This window comes from Celeribacter sp. SCSIO 80838 (assembly GCF_056498065.1).
Genome location: NZ_JAZKMA010000001.1, coordinates 3,426,624 through 3,443,590, shown reverse-complemented (window position 1 = coordinate 3,443,590; position 16,967 = coordinate 3,426,624). Strand labels below are relative to the sequence as shown.

The following is a 16,967-nucleotide window of genomic DNA, read 5'->3' as shown; positions in this document are numbered from 1 at the left end:
GAGGCTTTGGACATCAGGGGAGCGCCCGGATCATGACACGCGGCATTCGGAGCATCGTGGGAGGCCTTGCAGCGGTTTTCGCATCTGTGTCGGCGGGCTGGGCTGCGGATGCGCCAAGGTTTTCCTACACCCAGCCGATGGAAGGTGTTTACAAACAATTCTGGGCCGCAGAGGAGCTTGTCGCCCTCGACAGCTATGCGGGGCAGCCGCATCGGCTTTATGTCGAAGGGCAGGGGAAACTGGGCGAGTTTCATGGTGTGCTCAGCCTCGATTGCGAGACGCCGCAGTCTTCGAGCTGGCTTGCGGAGTCGGACTATCTCTCGTCCGAGTCTGTGCCCACCGAGGTGATCGAGGGGCTGCGTGCCACATGGTGCGCCGAGTAAGCTCTGGCGGCTCTTTGCCGACTCAGGTGTCGGAAAATTCAGGCCGGATGATATGTGTGACTTTCCGCACATAGGTAATTTTCTTGCGTGCGGGAAATCGCACACTTGCGTTTGACGCATGGCAGATATGCGCATTCTATCTTGTGCAACATTTTGAAAAAAAAGCGATTTCAAGAAAGTTTCATCTTTCTTGCAGGAAGACTTGCCGGGTCGGGGGTGGATTTGTTTCCTCTGTCGCAGAGTGAAACGGGCGAAATCCGCCCGATCGCCCACCGACATATGATTTCATGATGGGAGGACAGACATGAAATTTCTGGCAACCGCCGCCACCGCCCTCGCGCTTTCCGTGACCGCCACCACCGCTTTCGCATCCGCAGGCTGTGACGCAGGCGAAATGGTGATCAAGTTCAGCCACGTCACCAACTCCGACAAACATCCGAAAGGCATCGCGGCCCAGCTCTTTGCCGATCGCGTGAACAATGAGATGGACGGCAAGGTCTGTGTCGAGGTCTACCCGAACTCCACGCTCTACAATGACGATCAGGTGCTCGAAGCCATGCTTCAGGGCGATGTGCAGATGGCGGCGCCGTCGCTGTCGAAATTCGAAGCCTTCACCAAGGTCTTCGGCATTTTCGACCTGCCTTTCATGTTCAAGAACATGCGCGCCGTCGATGCGTTCCAGAACTCGGACGCCGGTCAGGAAATGAAATCGTCCATGGAGCGTCGCGGCCTCAAGGGGCTTGAATTCTGGCACTCCGGCCTGAAACAGTTCTCCGCCAACAAGCCGCTGATCGAGCCGGAAGACGCCTCGGGTCTCAAATTCCGCGTCATGCCGTCTGACGTGCTCGTGGCGCAGATGAAGGCGCTCGACGCCTCGCCGCAGCCGATGGCCTTCTCCGAGGTCTACGGGGCGCTGCAAACCGGCGTTGTGGACGGTCAGGAAAACACCTGGTCCAACACCTACGGCCAGAAATTCTTCGAGGTGCAGGACGGGATCACCGAGACCAACCACGGTGTGCTCGACTATCTGGTCGTGACCTCCGTCGACTGGTGGGAAGGGCTCGATCCGGAAATCCGCGATCAGCTTGCGACCATCATGCATGAGGTCACGGTCGAACGGAACGCCGCCGTCGAGCAGATCGAAGAAGACAGCCGTCAGGCGATCATCGCGGCGGGCACCGAAGTGCGCGAACTGACGCCGGAACAGCGTCAGGACTGGGTCGATGCGATGCTTCCGGTGTGGTCGCAGTTCGAAGACGGTGTCGGCAAGGACAATATCGCGCTGGCGCAGGACATCAACGCGCAAAACTAAGCCTGAAACGCGCCCGGGTCCCCGTGCGGGGCCCGGGTTTCATCCGCGCGATGCGGATGTCTCCGGTCCCGGACCGCGGATCGGAATGAGGGACAACAGGGGTCAATCTCCATGACACAATATCAGGACAACCTGCCGAAATCGGCGGTGGCGAAGTTCTTCGACGGGCTCGAGGAAAACGTCATCGCGGCGATCCTTGGCGTGATGACGCTCATCACCTTCGTCAACGTGGTGCTGCGCTACGTGTTCAACCATTCCCTGATCTGGGGCCTCGAAGTGGTGCTGATCCTCTTCGCGTGGCTCGTGCTTCTGGGAATTTCCTACGGGTTCAAGAAGACCTCGCATCTGGGCGTGGACGCGTTGATCAACGTGCTTCCGACGCGCGGGCAGCGGCTCATGGCGGTGCTTTCGGCGCTGGCCTGTATCGTCTATTCCGTGATGCTTCTGAAAGGCGCGTGGGATTACTGGGCGCCGTTTGCCGCGTTGCAGCCGACCGAGGGGCGCTGGTTCCCGCTCGGCTTCACCGAAGGTGTGCGGGACCGGGCGTTTTACGTCACCGATCAGGTGCCGATGCTCGGCATCTTTCGCTGGCTCGAGGGCGCGATCAACTATGGCGACAGCTATGACAAGCTGCCGCGCGTGATCCCCTATTTCATCATCCCCTTCTCGGCGGCGCTGATGCTTTTGCGCGTGGTTCAGGCCACGATCCGCATCGTTACGGGCAAACAGGCAAGCCTCATCGTCTCGCACGAGGCCGAGGATGAAGTCGAGCGCGTGGCGCACGGCGAATACGAGGAATAATCCCAATGGACGTCGTCTTTCTTTTCGTCATGGTGGTGGGCCTGTTGCTGATCGGGGTTCCGATCGCGGTCTCCCTTGGCCTCTCTTCCATGATCTTCCTGCTGGTGTTCTCGGACACCTCCCTGGCCTCCGTGGCGCAGTCGCTCTATCAGGCCATGGCCGGGCATTACACGCTTCTGGCCATCCCGTTCTTCATCCTCGCCTCAAGCTTCATGTCGACGGGCGGTGTGGCGAAACGCATCGTGCGCTTTGCCATCGCCTGCGTCGGTCACTTCCACGGCGGTCTGGCGATTGCGGGCGTCTTCGCCTGTATGATCTTCGCCGCTCTGTCCGGCTCTTCGCCCGCAACCGTGGTCGCCATCGGCTCCATCGTCATCGCGGCGATGCGCGAAATGGGCTATACCAAGGACTTCGCCGCCGGCGTCATCGCCAACGCGGGGACTTTGGGCATCCTGATCCCACCCTCCATCGTGATGGTGGTCTACGCTTCGGCCACCGACGTCTCCGTTGGCCGGATGTTCCTTGCGGGTGTCATTCCGGGCCTTCTGGCGGGCACCATGCTGATGCTGGCGATCTATGTCATCGCGCGGGTCAAGAGCCTGCCGAAAGGCGAATGGGCCGGTTGGTCTGAGATCGGCCGCTCCTTCCGCGAAGCCTTCTGGGGTCTGATGCTCATCGTCATCATCATGGTCGGCATCTACGGCATTCCGGGCATCACCGGCGCGATTTTCACGCCGACCGAAGCCGCCGCCGTGGCCTCCGTCTACGCCTTCCTCGTCGCCTCCTTCGTCTATCGCGACATGGGGCCGCTGGCGGATCGCGATGGCACCGGGCCGAAATCCCTGCTGGCGAAACCTCATGCGCTGATCACCGCTTTCTTCCACAAGGACACGCGCCACACGCTCTTTGACGCGGGCAAGCTGACGATCATGCTCATGTTTATCATCGCCAACGCGCTGATCCTGAAACATGTGCTGACCGACGAACAAATCCCGCAGGAAATCGCCAACGCCATGCTGTCGGCGGGCTTCGGCAAGATCATGTTCCTGATCATGGTCAACGTCATCCTGCTGATCGGCGGCCAGTTCATGGAACCCTCGGGCCTGATCGTGATCGTTGCACCGCTGGTGTTCCCGATCGCCATGGAACTGGGCGTCGATCCGATCCATTTGGGCATCATCATGGTGGTCAATATGGAAATCGGCATGATCACGCCGCCGGTGGGGCTGAACCTCTTCGTGACCTCGGGGGTTGCGGGCATGCCGATGATGTCCGTGGTGCGTGCGGCGCTGCCGTTCCTCGCGATCCTCTTCGTCTTCCTGATCCTCGTCACCTATGTGCCATGGATCTCGACCTACCTGCCCACGACGTTGATGGGGCCGGAGATCATCACGAAGTAACTGGATGTTCGATCTGGACAAGTTTAAGGGGCCTTAGGGCCCCTTTTTCGTTTCCTTTGTGCGATAAATACTCAAATAAAAACGGCGCGCCCGGGTGAGAGGGCGCGCCGTGAGTATTTTATACCATCAGAAAGCCGAAAGGCTCAGTGGCGAGAGGTCAGTTCCGCCAGAGCTTGCAGGCGTTTGAGCGCTTCGCCGGAGGCGATGCTCTCGGCGGCGATCTCGACGCCTTCCTTGAGGTTCGCGGCCTTGTCAGCGACGACGAGGGCGGCGGCGGAGTTCATCAGCACGGCGTCACGGTATGCGCCGGTTTCGCCTTTCAGAAGGTTCATCATCGCCGCGCCGTTTTCCTCCGGCGTGCCGCCGAGGATGTCACGCAGCGGATGCACCGGCAGACCGGCGTCCTCTGGGTGGATTTCCATCGAGCCGATCTTGCCATTGTCGAGCGCGGCCACAGAGGTCGCGCCGGTGATCGACACTTCGTCCATGCCGTCGTGGCCATAGACCAGCCAGGCTTTTTCCGAGCCGAGCATTTGCAGCGTTTCCGCCATCGGCCAGATCAGGTCGGGGGCGAAAGCGCCGGTGAGCTGGCGTTTGACGCCCGCCGGATTGGTCAGCGGTCCGAGGATGTTGAAGATGGTCTTGCAGCCCAGTTCGACCCGCACCGGGCCGACATATTTCATCGCCGGGTGGTGCATGGGGGCCATCATGAAGCCGATGCCGATCTCGTTGATCGCCTCTTCGACCACATCCTTGCCGACCATCACATTGATGCCGTTGACCGACATGGCGTCGGCGGAGCCGGATTTCGACGACAGGTTGCGGTTGCCGTGTTTGGCCACCGTGACGCCCGCGCCCGCGACGACGAAGGCCGAGGCGGTGGAGATGTTGAGCGTGCCAAGCCCGTCGCCGCCGGTGCCGACGATGTCGATGGCGCCCTCGGGGGCGGAGACATGGACGCAGTGATCGCGCATGACCTTGGCGGCGGCGGCATATTCGGAGACGGCCTCGCCCCGCGCGCGGAGCGCCATCAATAGCCCGCCCATTTGTGCGGGCGTTGCCTCGCCGTTGAACAGAAGCTCGAAAGCGGCTTCGGCCTGCGCCCGGCTCAGCGGCCCTTCGGAGGCCGCGAAAATCAGGGGTTTCATCGCATCGCTCATGCCGGTTGGTCCTCTTTCAATTGGCTCAGGAAGGTGCGGAACATCTCGTGGCCGTGTTCCGACCGGATGCTCTCGGGGTGGAATTGCACCCCTTCGATGGGCAGCTCCTTGTGGCGCAGCCCCATGATCGTGCCGTCTTTCAGCTCTGCCGTGACTTCGAGACAGTCGGGCAGGGTGGCGCGGTCCACGACCAGCGAGTGATAGCGCGTGCCCTGAAGCGGCGAGGGCAGTCCGGCAAAGACGCCTTTGCCTTCATGGTAGATCTCGCCCATCTTGCCATGCACGATCTCGTGACAGCGCACGACATTGCCGCCGAAGGCCTCGCCGATGGCCTGATGGCCGAGACACACGCCGAACAGCGGGATCTTCGCCTCGGCTGCGGCATGGATCAGCGGCACGCAGATGCCCGCCTCGGTGGGCGTTTTGGGGCCGGGCGAGACGACGATCCCCGTGGGGCGCAGCGCCATGGCTTCCTGGACATTGAGCGCATCGTTGCGGACCACTTTGGCTTGCCACCCGATCTCGCCGATGTAATGCACGAGATTATAGGTGAAACTGTCGTAGTTATCGATCAGAAGCAGCATGGTCGCAGTCCTTTACGTGCGTGCAAACGCCGGAAAATATGGCCGCCTTGGCAGGGTCATGCGCACGGAGGGCGGCAAAGCGCTCAAAGGGGGATGATCCTGCCTTTAAGCCGGGTTATACATGTTCACAAGGACCGCAGAGGGTCAAGGGGATGCCTTGGCTCTCACGCGGTTGAAAAGGGCCGCAAAGGCGGCGTGCAACAGGCAAGGAGTGCGCAATGGGGCGTGGAGTTCTGACTGGAGTGATCTGGGGAGCGATCGTGGGGTTCGGCATCCTGACGCTGGCCAATGAAGTTGTCGCTCCGGTCAACCTTACGCCTGTGCCTGCCCCCGCTGTGACGGAAAACCTGCCGGATGCACCGACGACCGGGACGGAAAGCGTCACGGAGAGCGCCACCGAGGTGACGCCCGATGCGCCCGCCGCCGAGCCGCATCGCGCCGAAGCGCAGCCGGAGATGCAGGCGCTGGACGGGTCCGAAGCCAGCCCGGAGGTGTCCGAGGAAGCGGCCGAGGCCCCGGCGATCACCATGCCTGAGGCGCTCGAAACCCCCGAAGCCGGAGAGATGGGCGAGGTCGTGAGCACGCAAAGCGATCCGGTTCTGACCCCGCCGCAGGCCATGGCTCCAGAAGCCTCCACCCCCGACAGCTTGCCCGCCGCCGAAGAGGCGCTGCCGGGCACGGCCCTGCTGCCCGAGGGGACGGATGTCGCGCCCGAAGCGCCGGAGATCACGCTCGACGGCGCGGAAATGGAAGCCGCTCCGAATGCCACGCTCGAAGAGGGGCCTGCCGCCGAGGCGATGCCCGGCCATCAGGTCGGCAGTTTCACCGACCGCACGGACAGCCGCGTCTCCACGCGCCTGCCGTCGATCTCTTCCTCGAATGCGGAGGCGAGCGCTCCGCTGGTCGTGGCGGATGATCTGCCTGCTCTGCTGGCCTATTCCGCCAATTACACCGCCACCCCGCCGGGGCCGGTGATGAGCGTGATCCTGATGGACATTGCCGAGCTTGGCCCGGAGGACAAGGAACTTGCGAAGCTGCCGTTCCCGGTGAGTTTTGCAGTCGATGCGCTGGCCACACAGGCCGGGGCGCGCGCCATGGCCTATCGCGACAAGGGGCTCGAGGTGATGGCGATGGTTGGCCTGCCGGAGGGGGCGACGCCGCAGGATGCCGCCGTGACGCTGTCGCAGGCGGAAGAGCTTGTGCCGGTGTCGATCGGTTTCCTCGATGTGCCGTCGGGCACGTTCCAGACCTCGCGTCAGGTGGCCGCGCAGGTCGTGGCCACCGCGCAGGACAGCGGGCGGGGCCTTGTGACCTTCCCGCGCGGGCTGAACGCGATGGAGCAGGAAGCACAGCGCGCCAAGGCGCCCGCAGCGCTGGTGTTCCGCGATCTCGACGGGCAAGGGCAGGATGTGGCGGCGATCAAACGTTTCCTCGATCAGGCGGCGTTTCAGGCCGGGACCGGCAAGACGGTCGTGCTTTTGGGCCGCTCGCGCAAAGAGACGCTTCAGGCGCTGGCGGAATGGTCGCTGGGCAACCGTGCCGCGACCGTGACGATGGTGCCGCTGTCCTATCTTTTGAGCCGCACGCCGCTGTAAATCCGTCTCCTGCCTTGCCGCGCTGCGGCGGGGGCGATGCTTGACAGGCTGCGACATTTTGTCATCTCCTTGAGAAAGATCGGGCGGCAAGTCCGGCAGGAAAGAGATTTCCAGGGAGGAGACCTCAATGACAGATATGACGGCGGTGGCGGCGGCCCCGTTGCCCGATGTGGCGCGTTTGACGCTTTCGAATCTCGGTGCGGCGCTGCGCGACGGATGGCACGACTATCGGCGCGCGCCCGGTTTTGGCTGTTTCTTCGCGGGGATTTATGTGCTGATCGGGCTCGGCTTTGCGATTTTCGGCGCAGGGACGGTGCTCTGGACCTTCGCAGTGTCTCTGGCCTTCCCGATGTTCGCCCCCTTCGCCGCCGTCGGACTTTACGAGGTGTCGCGCCGGATGGAGCGTGGCGAGGCGCTCGACTGGCGCAAGATCCTCGGTTCGGTGGCCGCCGAACGGGACCGGCAAATCCCCTGGATGGGGGCGATCATCGTGATCTATGTGCTGTTCTGGTCCTTCCTCGCCCATATGATCTTCGCGCTTTTCATGGGCCTGTCGGTGATGACCAATATCAGCTCCTCCTATGAGGTCTTCCTGACCCCCAACGGTCTGACGATGATCGCGGTCGAGCTGGGTGTTGGTGGGGTCCTGGCCTTTGTGCTGTTCTCGCTGACGGTCACGTCCCTGCCGCATCTGTTGGAGCGCGAGGTCGATTTCGTCACCGCCATGCTCTGTTCGCTGCGGGTGGTGCGGGAGAACCTCTTTGTCATGCTGGTCTGGGCCGGGCTGATCGCGGGGCTGACCTTTGTCGCGATGCTGCCGCTGTTTCTCGGGCTGTTCGTGGCGCTGCCGGTCTTTGGCCATGCGACATGGCATCTGTACCGGAGGGCGCTGATCTGATCAGCGTCGCGCGGTGAGCATCAACAGGACACCGGTGCCGACGATGACCGCGCCGCCGATCAGCTCAAACGCATCCGGGCGCTCGCCAAACACCAGCGCGCCAAGGATCATCGCGAACAGCAGCCGCACATAACGAAACGGTGTCACCACGGACAGCTCACCCATGCGCATGGCCATGGTCAACGCGGTATAGGCGCCGACCCCGACGGCCACGGCAAGGCCAAGTGCCGCCAGATCGGGCAGGGTGGGCAGGAGCCAGCCGCCGCTCCAAAGCGTGAGCGCCAGACCGGAGAGGACGAGCGCGGCAAAGCCTGTCACGCCGAGCTGGGCATAGGATAAGACGGCGGGGGCGGCGCGGGTGGCGAGATCGCGCCCGGCAAATCCGATCATGCCGAGAACAGCGAGAATGGAGAGCGGGGTGAACCCGTCAAGACCGGGGCGGATCACCAGAAGCACGCCGACAAAGCCAAGCGCGATCAAGGCCCAGCGAAGCAAAGTAACCCGCTCGTGAAACAGTGCCACACCGGCTGCCGCGACGAGCAGGGGTGTGGCCTGTAGGATGGCGGAGGTGGTGGAGAGCGCGGTGAAGGCCAGCGACAGGGTGAAGAACACACGCCCTGTGACCTCGAATGCAGCGCGGATCAACATCACGCGTTCGGCCATCACCGGATGGATCAGCCGCTCGCGCCGCCTGAGCGTGAGGACCGTGAAAACGGCCATGCCGCCCGCGCCGAAGAAGGTGAGCACCTGGCCGACCGGAAGATGTGCCGCCACGGTTTTGACGGCCATGTCCTCAAGCGAAAACAGGAACATGGCGAGCACCATGAGGAGCGCGCCCTTGAGATTGCCCGCTTTCAGGGCCGCCGGATTTGTCGGGAGAGCCATGGGTTAAACGTCGGTGCCTTCGGGGAAATCGTCAGGCCCCAAAATCTGCATCTCCGCATCGGGGGGCAGGGAGGTCACGACTTCGAGCACATGGTTCAGCGCCACGACGCAGTAGTGATAGAGCGGAATGCGGTCGTCCTCCCAATGCAGCCCCTGCTTGACGTGGCGCAGGAAGACGGCGGAGGGGTTTTCGCGAAACAGGGAAGCGTGGCTCTCAGAGGCCTCCGGATCGCTGCTCATCTGGCTTTCGTCGGTGATTTTGAAGGACACGTATTCGTCGAATCGAAGCGTAAAGCGGCGCGAGCCGGGGCGGACCTCGATGGCGGAAACCGGCCCCAGGATGTCGTCGATCACCGAACTGCCGGTCTGGGCAGGCCCCGGCTCGCCGGGAATGCCCTCGTCGAAAATCGCGGTCAGGCGACGTTCGTCGAACCGCCCCATGCGAAAATCCGAAAGATAGAGATTGGCGACTTTTTCAAGCTGGCGCAGGGCTTCGGCGGGCATGGGGACTCCGGGTTGTCTGTGCCCACGATGGCGGAGGCGCGCGGGCTGTTCAAGAGAGAATGAGAAGCCCTGCGATGAGGGTCAGGCCGAGGGTCCAAAGATCGAAAAGCCAGAGCGGATAGGCGGCGGAGAGCGGATTCAGAAACCAGAGGCTCTGCTCTCGGTTCTGCCGTTTGAGGGCGCGGCGGAGGGAGAGGCCGCCGATTGCGGCGATCATGGGGACAAGCCAGAGCAAGAAGGGCGTTTGAATCAGGCTGTGAAGAAGGATGAGCGCAAAGATCGCAACTGCCGCCGTGAAGGCCATGATCGGAAGGGGCGGTTCGTTCCGTGTCGCAAAGCGGATCGGGCGCAGGGCGACGCATTTTCCGTAAAAGGGCGGGCAGCCGAAATAGAGCTGAAGGGCGAGGATAAGATAAATGAAACTGAGAAAAACCATGACGGGGAGCGGTGGGAAGGGGGACAAGGCAAAAGAAAAGGCGGTCCGAAGACCGCCTTTCGCATTCTCGTGCCGGAAGGCTTATTCGCCTTTGGCGGCTGCGGTCGCTTTCGACACGGCAGCGGATGTCTGCGGCGCAGCGGGCGCAGCCGACGGGGCCGGTTTCGCGCCTGTGGCGAGCGGATCGTCGGCACGTTGGACGGAGCCTTCGAAATGCGCACCGCTCTCGATGGCGATGGTTTTGTGGATGATGTCGCCTTCGACCTTCGCAGTGGAGGTCAGGCGGACTTTCAGACCACGCACGCGGCCCACGATACGGCCATTGACCACGACGTCATCGGCGATCACCTCGCCGCGGATCGTGGCGCTTTCGCCGACGGTCAGCAGGTGGGCGCGGATGTCGCCCTCGACCGTACCTTCGATCTGGATGTCGCCGGTGGTCTTGAGATTGCCCACGACGGTCAGGTCGGAAGACAGCACGGAGGCCGGCGGTTTCGGTTTCGCGGACGGGGCGGCGAAATCGGGCGCAGGGGTCTTCGGCAGAGGGGGCTTCGCGGCCGCCGCCTCGGGTTTCTTCGCGTCATCGCCCTGTTTCGGGCCCGGTTCGTTGATTCTGCTTTTAGAAAACATCGTTGGCAGCCTTAATATAAGTCATCGGATCGACGGCCTTGCCCTGGACACGAATTTCATAGTGAAGATGCGTGCCGGTCGAGCGGCCAGAATTTCCCATAGCACCGATTTGTTCGCCACGCGAGACCCTTTGCCCGACTTTCACGAGAATTTGGGATTGGTGGCCGTAACGGGTTTCGATGCCGAATTCGTGCTGGATCTTGACGAGACGCCCGTAGCCCGATTGCCAGCCCGCGAAGGTCACGACGCCATCGGCGGTGGCATAAAGCGGGGTGCCGTAGGCGGCGGCGAAATCCTGCCCCTCATGCATCCGGCCCCAGCGCGGTCCGAAGGGAGAGGACATGCGGAAGGCATTTTTCAGGGGCAGGGCGAAAGGGGCTTTCTGGGCGGCGATACGGTAGAGATTGAGCTGGTCCATCTTGTCGATGATCGCATTGGCGCGCATCGAATCCGGGTCGATCATGCCGCCCTTGGTGGAGAATGTGATCGGTGTCAGCGGGCCGCCCTGACCGGAATACCCCTTTTTCACCGTGGCGATCAGGTGCGCGGGGTCCATGCCGGCGGATTTGAACATCTTGTCGAGCGGCGCGACGGAGATCGTCACGGCGTCTTCGAGCTGGGAAAAGATCCGGTCGTTCTTCTCTTCCATCAGCTTGAGATCGGTCTCCAGATTGTCGGCCATCTGGACCGCCTGATTGGCGGCGATCACCATCTCGTCGCGCTCGGCGGCGGTGTCGGCGAGGGCTGCGGACAGCACGTCGACCGTGGCCTCGACCTCCTCGGCGCTCATGCCATTGGCCGCCGCCGTGCCGCCGTCCCGTTGGGCGATGAGTTGAGCCTTGTCGTCTTCGGCGGCGTCACGATCCTTGAGCGCCCGGCGCAGGTTGGTCTGCACCACATCGACGCCTTTTTCCAACTCGCGCACGCGTTCCTCGGAGGCGAGAAGCTGGCTCTGCATGTCGGAGATCTGGGCCAGAGCGGTGTTGAACCGGGCCTGTGCGGCGGCGGCTTCTTCGGCGCGCATGTCGCGCTCGTGCGCCAGTTCCGCCACGCGGGTCTCGAACAGGACCAGATCGCGGCTCGACTGTTCGCGCAGATTGCCGGAGCCGATGCTGTCCATCAGGAGGATCGCCGTGGCGATGATCATCCAGGTCGCGAAGACCGTCGATCCGGTGAGGGCCACCACTTGGGTGAGGGGCGTGATCCGGAGATACCGCGTGTCGTTGTCGGACCGCAGAAACACCCGACGCTCGGGGAATCTGCGCTCAAGCAGGTGGTTGAGCTTTCTGATCATCGTCTTGTCGTTGCCGTTCTGTTATCCCGTTCCCTCGCGCCGCTTTGCACCATGTACCCTCGGACGGGAGCGCGTCGCGCCCGGTCCAAAACCAAGGACGATCCGTCTCATGCGGAGCTTCATGTCCGTCACTCGAAAGCGGTTGACCCCTGTTAGCGAAGCGGGATCAGCGGGGCAACTTTTTTGCCCCCTCTGTGGCGGGATGCGGGGGATTCCAGCCGGAAAGCTCAGGATATGGGCGGTTTTTTGCCGATGTTATCGATAACAATTCGGCGCATCTGCGTGGGGCTGCGATGGCCGCCGCAGGCCCTGCGTGTCACGCCGCAACCGTCAGCTCCACGCGGGCGGCAGTTCATCGGCCAGAGGCCAGTAGAAATCCGGCGGAAGCCCCGCTTCGGCGCGCTTTTCCTCGTTGAAGGGCGGCTTTGTGCCGCCGGGGAAATAGCGCCGGATCAGACCGTGGAATTCGTCTTTTGGATCAAGCCCCTGTCGGCCACAGAGAAAGTTGAACCACTTGGCGCCATAGGCGACATGGCCGACCTCCTCGGCATAGATCACCTCAAGGGCTGCGACCGTCTCCGGGTCTTTCGCATTTTGAAAAATCTTGATCATGCCGGGTGTGACGTCGAGCCCGCGGGCCTCAAGCACCATGGGCACGACTGCCAGCCGCCCCATGATGTCCTCCGCTGTGTCCTCGGCGGCGCGCCACATCCCGGCGTGGGCGGGCAGATCGCCGTAAAACGACCCCATCGCCTCAAGCCGGTCGCAGACCAGATTGAAATGCTTGCTTTCCTCGTCTGCCGATTTCACCCAGTCGTCGTAAAATCCGAGCGGCATGTCGATATCGGTAAAGCGAGCGACGATATCCCAGTGTAAATCCACCGCATTCAGTTCGATATGTGCAATGGCATGCAGGATCGCCTTGCGCCCCTCCGGGCTTCCGGGCTTGCGTTTCGGCACGTCGCGCGGGTTGAGTTGCTCTGGCTTTTCGGGCCGGGCGGGTTGCATCGGCGGATGCGCCGTACCGAGCGGGATCGGGGGGCCTGCCGCACGGCTGTCGCGCCACATCGTCGCGTAGCGATGCGACAGCGCGGTCTTTTCCCGACCATCGGCGGTGCGCAGCACCTCCTCTGCCATGCGGGCAAGCGTGAGGCTCATGCCTTGGCGGCCTCGAGCACCTCGGTTGCGTGGCCCGCGACCTTGACCTTGTCCCAGACCTTCGCGACCTTACCGGTCTCGTCGATCAGCACGGTCGAGCGGACGATGCCCCAAAAGCTCTTGCCGTACATCTGCTTTTCGGCCCAGACGCCGTAGTCTTCGCAAACCGTACCGTCCTCATCGGACAACAAAGGGATGCCGAGGGAATGCTTGGCGCAGAAATTCTCGTGTTTCTTCACGGAATCTTTGGAAATCCCGAAGACCGCGACACCGGCTGCGGCGAACTCATCCTTGAGCGCGGTGAAATCCAGCGCTTCGGTGGTGCAGCCGGGCGTGTTGTCCTTGGGGTAGAAATACAGCACCACCTTCTGGCCACGCAGCGCCGACAGGGTGACGCTGTCGCCCCCATCGCGGGGCAGGGTGAAATCGGGGGCCATCGTACCGGCGTCGATCATGGGGTTTTCCTCTCAACAGGCATGTGTGAGTTTCACAGGGAGTTGCATTGCGCTTGGCTTTCGTTTTAGGCCGCTTTGCGACAAGATAAAACCGACAGTCGCCCCCGCAAGACGACGCGCAGGAAAATCAACGAGCCGATTTTGTCCGACGAGACCGAAAACCACGCCGCAGAGCCGCCGGGCACGCCCGAGCCGCGCAAGCGCAAGCCTTTGAAGACCCATCACAAGATCGGGATCTGGACGGTTGCGCTGATGTTGGCTTTGGCGCTGTTCGCGGCGCTCGCGGTTTTGGCGTTTACGGGCCGGGTGATCACCTTTCCCGAGGTTTTGACCGTGCGGATCGAAGCGGCGATCAACCACAAGCTCGACGGGCCGCAGGTCTCCATCGGCCAGATCGACGCCGTGGTCGATCGCAATTTCGTGCCGCGGGTCACCGCTCGTAATGTCGGCATCATCGACGGCTCCGGGGCGGAGATCGGGCGGCTCAACAGTCTGCGCGCGGTGCTATCGAAAGAGGCGTTGAAATCGGGACGGTTGCAACCGGATACCTTGCGGCTTTCGGGGGCGCAGATCACCGTGCGGCGGCGCGCCGATGGCACATTCGCGCTCGATTTCGGTGGCACGCAGGGGGTGGCCGGGTCGGGCATCGAAGTGCTCGAAGCCATCGACACCGCCTTTTCGAGGCCGCCGCTTTCCGAGATCACCCGGGTCGAGGCGCGCGAGATCACCGTGTCGCTGGAGGATGCGCATTCGGGCCGGATCTGGCAGGCGACAGATGCCGGTATCGTGTTGAAGAACACAGAACAACTGATTGATATGGCGCTCGATTTCGAACTGTTTAACGGCACGGAAGAGCTGTCGCGTATCGAGTTGGGCTTTGCCTCCGCCAAGGGGTCTCTGGCGACGACGATTTCGCTCAATATGGAGCGCGCGCCGACCCGCGATTTCGCGCTGCAAAGCCCGGCGCTGTCCTTCCTTTCGGTGGTCGATGCGCCGCTGTCGGCCTCGATGCGGGCGGAGGTCGACGCGCAGGGACAACTGTCGCAATACACCGGTTCGCTGGCGATTGCGCCGGGGCGGATCGTGGCGGGCGAGGGGGCGGAGCCGATCGCCTTCGAGGGCGCGCGCGGTTATTTCGACTACGACCCGAAGCGCGAGCGGATCGATTTCCCCGAGCTGCGGCTTGCCACCGATGCGCTGGAGATGACCGGGCGGGGGCAGGTGCTTTTGGGCGATTTCGAGAACAACTGGCCGCAGAGCTTTACCGGGCAATGGCAATTTTCCGAACTCAAAGTGGCCCCCGAAGGGATGTTCGACGCGCCCTTGGTGTTCGATCAGGCCGTGGTCGATGTCCGGCTGAGGCTGGCGCCTTTCCGGCTCGCCATCGGTCAGCTCGATCTGGGGCAGACGACGCCCGAGGGCGATCTCTGGCTGCGCGGCAAGGGGCGGGCGGAGGCCACGCCCGACGGCTGGCAGGCGGGGCTCGATCTGTCCGTCGAGGAGATGAGTCTCGCACAGCTTCTGGCGCTCTGGCCGCCCGCCGCCGTGTCCAAGACGCGGGGCTGGATGGCGGAGAATATTCAAAGCGCGACCTATCGCGATCTCGATCTGGCGCTGCGGTTCAACCCGGGGCAAAGCCAGCCGGTGCTGGCGCTCGACTGGGATTTCGAGGATCTCGACCTGCGCTTCATGAAAAGCCAGCCGCCGGTCGAGGGCGGATCGGGGCACGGGGCGATTTTCGGGCCTGCGATGGCGATCACCATGGCAGGCGGCGCGATCACCGCCCCGTCGGGCGGGGCGGTCGAGGTGGCGGGCACCACCCTGCGTATCCCGGATATTTACGCCAAACCGGCGCGGATCGAGATCGGGCTTGCGACCCGCTCCAGCATCGAGGCGGGGATGGCTCTGATGGCGGAGCCGCCGTTTTCAGTGTTGCAAGAGGCGAGTTTCGGTCCGGATGTGGCCAAAGGGCAGGCGGAGCTGCACGGCCAGATTGCCTTGCCGCTGATCCAGAAGGTGATGCCGTCGGATGTGAATTATCTCTTGAACGGGGTTTTGAGCGATGTCTCTTCCGAGCAGCTCATGCCCGGGCAGGTGCTCTCTGCGGATCAGCTGCGGCTGACGGTCGATCCTTCGGGGATTTCGGTGGCGGGCGAGGCGCGCATCGGGACGGCGCAGATGGCGGGGCAGTGGCGCAAGGCCTTCGGGACGGAACATCGCGGCATCTCCGATATAACCGGGCGGGCGCGGATCAATCAGGCGCTGCTCGACACCTTCGGCATCGCATTGCCCGCGGGTATGGTGGGGGGAGAGGCCTGGGGCGATCTCTCGGTTGCGCTGCGCAAGGGAGAACCGCCGAAATTCTCGCTCAGCTCGGATCTCTCGGGTCTTCGCCTGTCCTTTGCGCCTGTGGGCTGGGGCAAACCGGCGGGCACCAAGGGGCTTTTGAGCCTCGAAGGTACGGCGGGAGCACAGCCGGAGATCACGACATTGTCGCTCAGTGGGGCCGGGCTTGAGGCCACGCAGGGACGGGTGACGCTGACTGCGGGCGGACAGTTCGACCGGCTGTCTTTCGGGCGCGTGCGTTTGGGCGGCTGGCTCGATGTGCCTTTGGCGCTGATCGGGCAGGGCAAGGGCAACCCGGTCAAGGTGGCGATCACCGGCGGGACGCTGAACCTGCCGCGGGCCACATTCGGCGGTTCCGGTGCGGGCGCGCCGTCGGCGGCAGCTGTGCCGATCGAGGTGCAACTCGACAGGCTCCGGATTGCCGAGGGGCAGGAGCTGACCGAATTTTCCGCGCGCTTGTCGGCGGCGTCCGGCGACGTGACAGGATCGTTCCGCGGCCTGCTCAACGGCACGGGGCCGCTCACCGGGACGGTGAGCCCGGGACCCTACGGCCCGACGATCACCGCCACCTCAAAGGACGCGGGCGCGGTGGTGCAGGCTTCGGGCCTTCTGGAACGTGCTGCGGGCGGGACGCTGAACATCGGTCTCACGGCGTTGGCGGAAAAAGGCAGTTACGACGGGCGGGTGGTGGTCGGTGACATCCGGGTGCTCTCCGCGCCCTCGCTGGCGGAACTGCTCTCGGCGGTCTCGGTCGTGGGGTTGATCGAACAGATGACGGGTGGCGGCGGGATCCTTTTTACTCATGTACAGAGCGATTTCACCATGAAGCCCGGACGGCTGACGGTGCGGGGCGGCACGGCGGAAGGGCCCTCCCTTGGCATTTCCATGGAAGGGCTCTATGACAGCGCCGCCGGGGTGGTGGATTTGCAGGGCGTGGTGTCGCCGGTCTATTTCATCAACGCTCTGGGGCAGGTCGTATCGCGCAAGGGCGAAGGATTGTTCGGCTTTACCTACACGCTCACCGGCGCGGCGAAACATCCGGCGGTCGGGGTCAACCCGCTGTCCCTTTTCACCCCGGGCGCGTTGCGGGATATTTTCCGCAAGAAACCCGCCGGCGATCAATAAT

General features: G+C 63.2%; 16 protein-coding genes. 7 read left to right on the top strand and 9 right to left on the bottom strand.

The features are described 5' to 3' along the window. The first annotated feature begins 32 nt into the window (after positions 1-32). The 4 genes from V1475_RS17200 (at position 33) to V1475_RS17185 (ending at position 3,896) form a co-directional block, all read left to right on the top strand. The gene (locus V1475_RS17200) at positions 33-383 is read left to right on the top strand and encodes a hypothetical protein (RefSeq protein ID WP_434286651.1); all 351 of its coding nucleotides are present in this window, start codon (positions 33-35) and stop codon (positions 381-383) included. 304 nt (positions 384-687) lie between these two features. Continuing rightward, positions 688-1,695 carry a TRAP transporter substrate-binding protein gene (locus V1475_RS17195; protein ID WP_434286652.1) on the top strand — a complete coding sequence of 336 codons (1,008 nt, stop codon included), beginning with the start codon at positions 688-690 and terminating at the stop codon, positions 1,693-1,695. A 111-nt stretch (positions 1,696-1,806) separates the two neighbouring features. Further along, the gene (locus tag V1475_RS17190; protein ID WP_434286653.1) at positions 1,807-2,496 is read left to right on the top strand and encodes a TRAP transporter small permease; all 690 of its coding nucleotides are present in this window, start codon (positions 1,807-1,809) and stop codon (positions 2,494-2,496) included. 5 nt (positions 2,497-2,501) lie between these two features. After that, positions 2,502-3,896 (top strand): TRAP transporter large permease, encoded by a 1,395-nt coding sequence (locus V1475_RS17185; RefSeq protein ID WP_434286654.1) that lies wholly within the window; start codon positions 2,502-2,504, stop codon positions 3,894-3,896. A gap of 143 nt (positions 3,897-4,039) precedes the next feature. Here the strand turns inward: V1475_RS17185 and trpD are convergent, their stop codons facing one another. Further along, positions 4,040-5,056: an anthranilate phosphoribosyltransferase gene (gene trpD / locus V1475_RS17180; protein WP_479413727.1), complete on the bottom strand. Its 1,017-nt coding sequence runs from the start codon at positions 5,054-5,056 to the stop codon at positions 4,040-4,042. Further along, positions 5,053-5,640 (bottom strand): anthranilate synthase component II, encoded by a 588-nt coding sequence (locus V1475_RS17175; protein WP_434286656.1) that lies wholly within the window; start codon positions 5,638-5,640, stop codon positions 5,053-5,055. The genes trpD and V1475_RS17175 overlap by 4 nt, the downstream gene beginning before the upstream one ends. 218 nt (positions 5,641-5,858) lie before the next feature. On the opposite strand from V1475_RS17175, the gene V1475_RS17170 reads away from it, so the two are divergent. Both V1475_RS17170 and V1475_RS17165 read left to right on the top strand, forming a co-directional pair. Continuing rightward, positions 5,859-7,235, top strand: coding sequence for a divergent polysaccharide deacetylase family protein (locus V1475_RS17170; protein ID WP_479413726.1), 1,377 nt, complete (start codon positions 5,859-5,861; stop codon positions 7,233-7,235). A 127-nt stretch (positions 7,236-7,362) separates the two neighbouring features. Next, positions 7,363-8,133: a DUF2189 domain-containing protein gene (locus V1475_RS17165; protein WP_479413725.1), complete on the top strand. Its 771-nt coding sequence runs from the start codon at positions 7,363-7,365 to the stop codon at positions 8,131-8,133. Here V1475_RS17165 and V1475_RS17160 read toward each other — a convergent pair whose 3' ends face one another. The 7 genes from V1475_RS17160 to bcp all read right to left on the bottom strand — a co-directional run bounded on the left by V1475_RS17160 (position 8,134) and on the right by bcp (position 13,495). Then, entirely contained in the window at positions 8,134-9,018 is an 885-nt protein-coding gene (locus tag V1475_RS17160) for a DMT family transporter (RefSeq protein WP_479413724.1), read from the bottom strand. A gap of 3 nt (positions 9,019-9,021) precedes the next feature. After that, entirely contained in the window at positions 9,022-9,522 is a 501-nt protein-coding gene (locus V1475_RS17155; protein ID WP_479413723.1) for a hypothetical protein, read from the bottom strand. A 49-nt stretch (positions 9,523-9,571) separates the two neighbouring features. Continuing rightward, complete coding sequence (locus V1475_RS17150; RefSeq protein WP_479413722.1) at positions 9,572-9,958, bottom strand: hypothetical protein; 387 nt, start codon at positions 9,956-9,958, stop codon at positions 9,572-9,574. Between the two features lie 81 nt (positions 9,959-10,039). After that, complete coding sequence (locus V1475_RS17145; protein ID WP_434286662.1) at positions 10,040-10,588, bottom strand: bactofilin family protein; 549 nt, start codon at positions 10,586-10,588, stop codon at positions 10,040-10,042. Beyond that, the gene (locus V1475_RS17140; RefSeq protein WP_434286663.1) at positions 10,578-11,882 is read right to left on the bottom strand and encodes a DUF5930 domain-containing protein; all 1,305 of its coding nucleotides are present in this window, start codon (positions 11,880-11,882) and stop codon (positions 10,578-10,580) included. The genes V1475_RS17145 and V1475_RS17140 overlap by 11 nt, the downstream gene beginning before the upstream one ends. A 330-nt stretch (positions 11,883-12,212) precedes the next feature. Then, positions 12,213-13,040 carry a ferritin-like domain-containing protein gene (locus V1475_RS17135; RefSeq protein WP_479413721.1) on the bottom strand — a complete coding sequence of 276 codons (828 nt, stop codon included), beginning with the start codon at positions 13,038-13,040 and terminating at the stop codon, positions 12,213-12,215. Beyond that, a complete protein-coding gene (gene bcp / locus V1475_RS17130; protein ID WP_479413720.1) occupies positions 13,037-13,495 on the bottom strand; it encodes a thioredoxin-dependent thiol peroxidase in 459 nt (152 codons plus the stop codon). The genes V1475_RS17135 and bcp overlap by 4 nt, the downstream gene beginning before the upstream one ends. A 141-nt stretch (positions 13,496-13,636) precedes the next feature. Between bcp and V1475_RS17125 the strand changes: the two genes are divergently transcribed. Beyond that, positions 13,637-16,966 carry a YhdP family protein gene (locus V1475_RS17125; protein ID WP_479413719.1) on the top strand — a complete coding sequence of 1,110 codons (3,330 nt, stop codon included), beginning with the start codon at positions 13,637-13,639 and terminating at the stop codon, positions 16,964-16,966. The last annotated feature ends 1 nt before the right edge of the window (position 16,967 follow it).

Bases quoted from the DNA above. Each gene is read 5' to 3' on its own strand.
- V1475_RS17175 (WP_434286656.1), bottom strand. From the start codon at position 5,640: ATGCTGCTTCTGATCGATAACTACGACAGTTTCACCTATAATCTCGTG.
- V1475_RS17145 (WP_434286662.1), bottom strand. From the start codon at position 10,588: ATGTTTTCTAAAAGCAGAATCAACGAACCGGGCCCGAAACAGGGCGAT.
- V1475_RS17140 (WP_434286663.1), bottom strand. From the start codon at position 11,882: ATGATCAGAAAGCTCAACCACCTGCTTGAGCGCAGATTCCCCGAGCGT.
- V1475_RS17195 (WP_434286652.1), top strand. From the start codon at position 688: ATGAAATTTCTGGCAACCGCCGCCACCGCCCTCGCGCTTTCCGTGACC.
- V1475_RS17160 (WP_479413724.1), bottom strand. From the start codon at position 9,018: ATGGCTCTCCCGACAAATCCGGCGGCCCTGAAAGCGGGCAATCTCAAG.
- V1475_RS17165 (WP_479413725.1), top strand. From the start codon at position 7,363: ATGACAGATATGACGGCGGTGGCGGCGGCCCCGTTGCCCGATGTGGCG.
- V1475_RS17190 (WP_434286653.1), top strand. From the start codon at position 1,807: ATGACACAATATCAGGACAACCTGCCGAAATCGGCGGTGGCGAAGTTC.
- V1475_RS17155 (WP_479413723.1), bottom strand. From the start codon at position 9,522: ATGCCCGCCGAAGCCCTGCGCCAGCTTGAAAAAGTCGCCAATCTCTAT.
- V1475_RS17200 (WP_434286651.1), top strand. From the start codon at position 33: ATGACACGCGGCATTCGGAGCATCGTGGGAGGCCTTGCAGCGGTTTTC.
- trpD (WP_479413727.1), bottom strand. From the start codon at position 5,056: ATGAGCGATGCGATGAAACCCCTGATTTTCGCGGCCTCCGAAGGGCCG.
- bcp (WP_479413720.1), bottom strand. From the start codon at position 13,495: ATGATCGACGCCGGTACGATGGCCCCCGATTTCACCCTGCCCCGCGAT.
- V1475_RS17150 (WP_479413722.1), bottom strand. From the start codon at position 9,958: ATGGTTTTTCTCAGTTTCATTTATCTTATCCTCGCCCTTCAGCTCTAT.
- V1475_RS17170 (WP_479413726.1), top strand. From the start codon at position 5,859: ATGGGGCGTGGAGTTCTGACTGGAGTGATCTGGGGAGCGATCGTGGGG.
- V1475_RS17135 (WP_479413721.1), bottom strand. From the start codon at position 13,040: ATGAGCCTCACGCTTGCCCGCATGGCAGAGGAGGTGCTGCGCACCGCC.
- V1475_RS17185 (WP_434286654.1), top strand. From the start codon at position 2,502: ATGGACGTCGTCTTTCTTTTCGTCATGGTGGTGGGCCTGTTGCTGATC.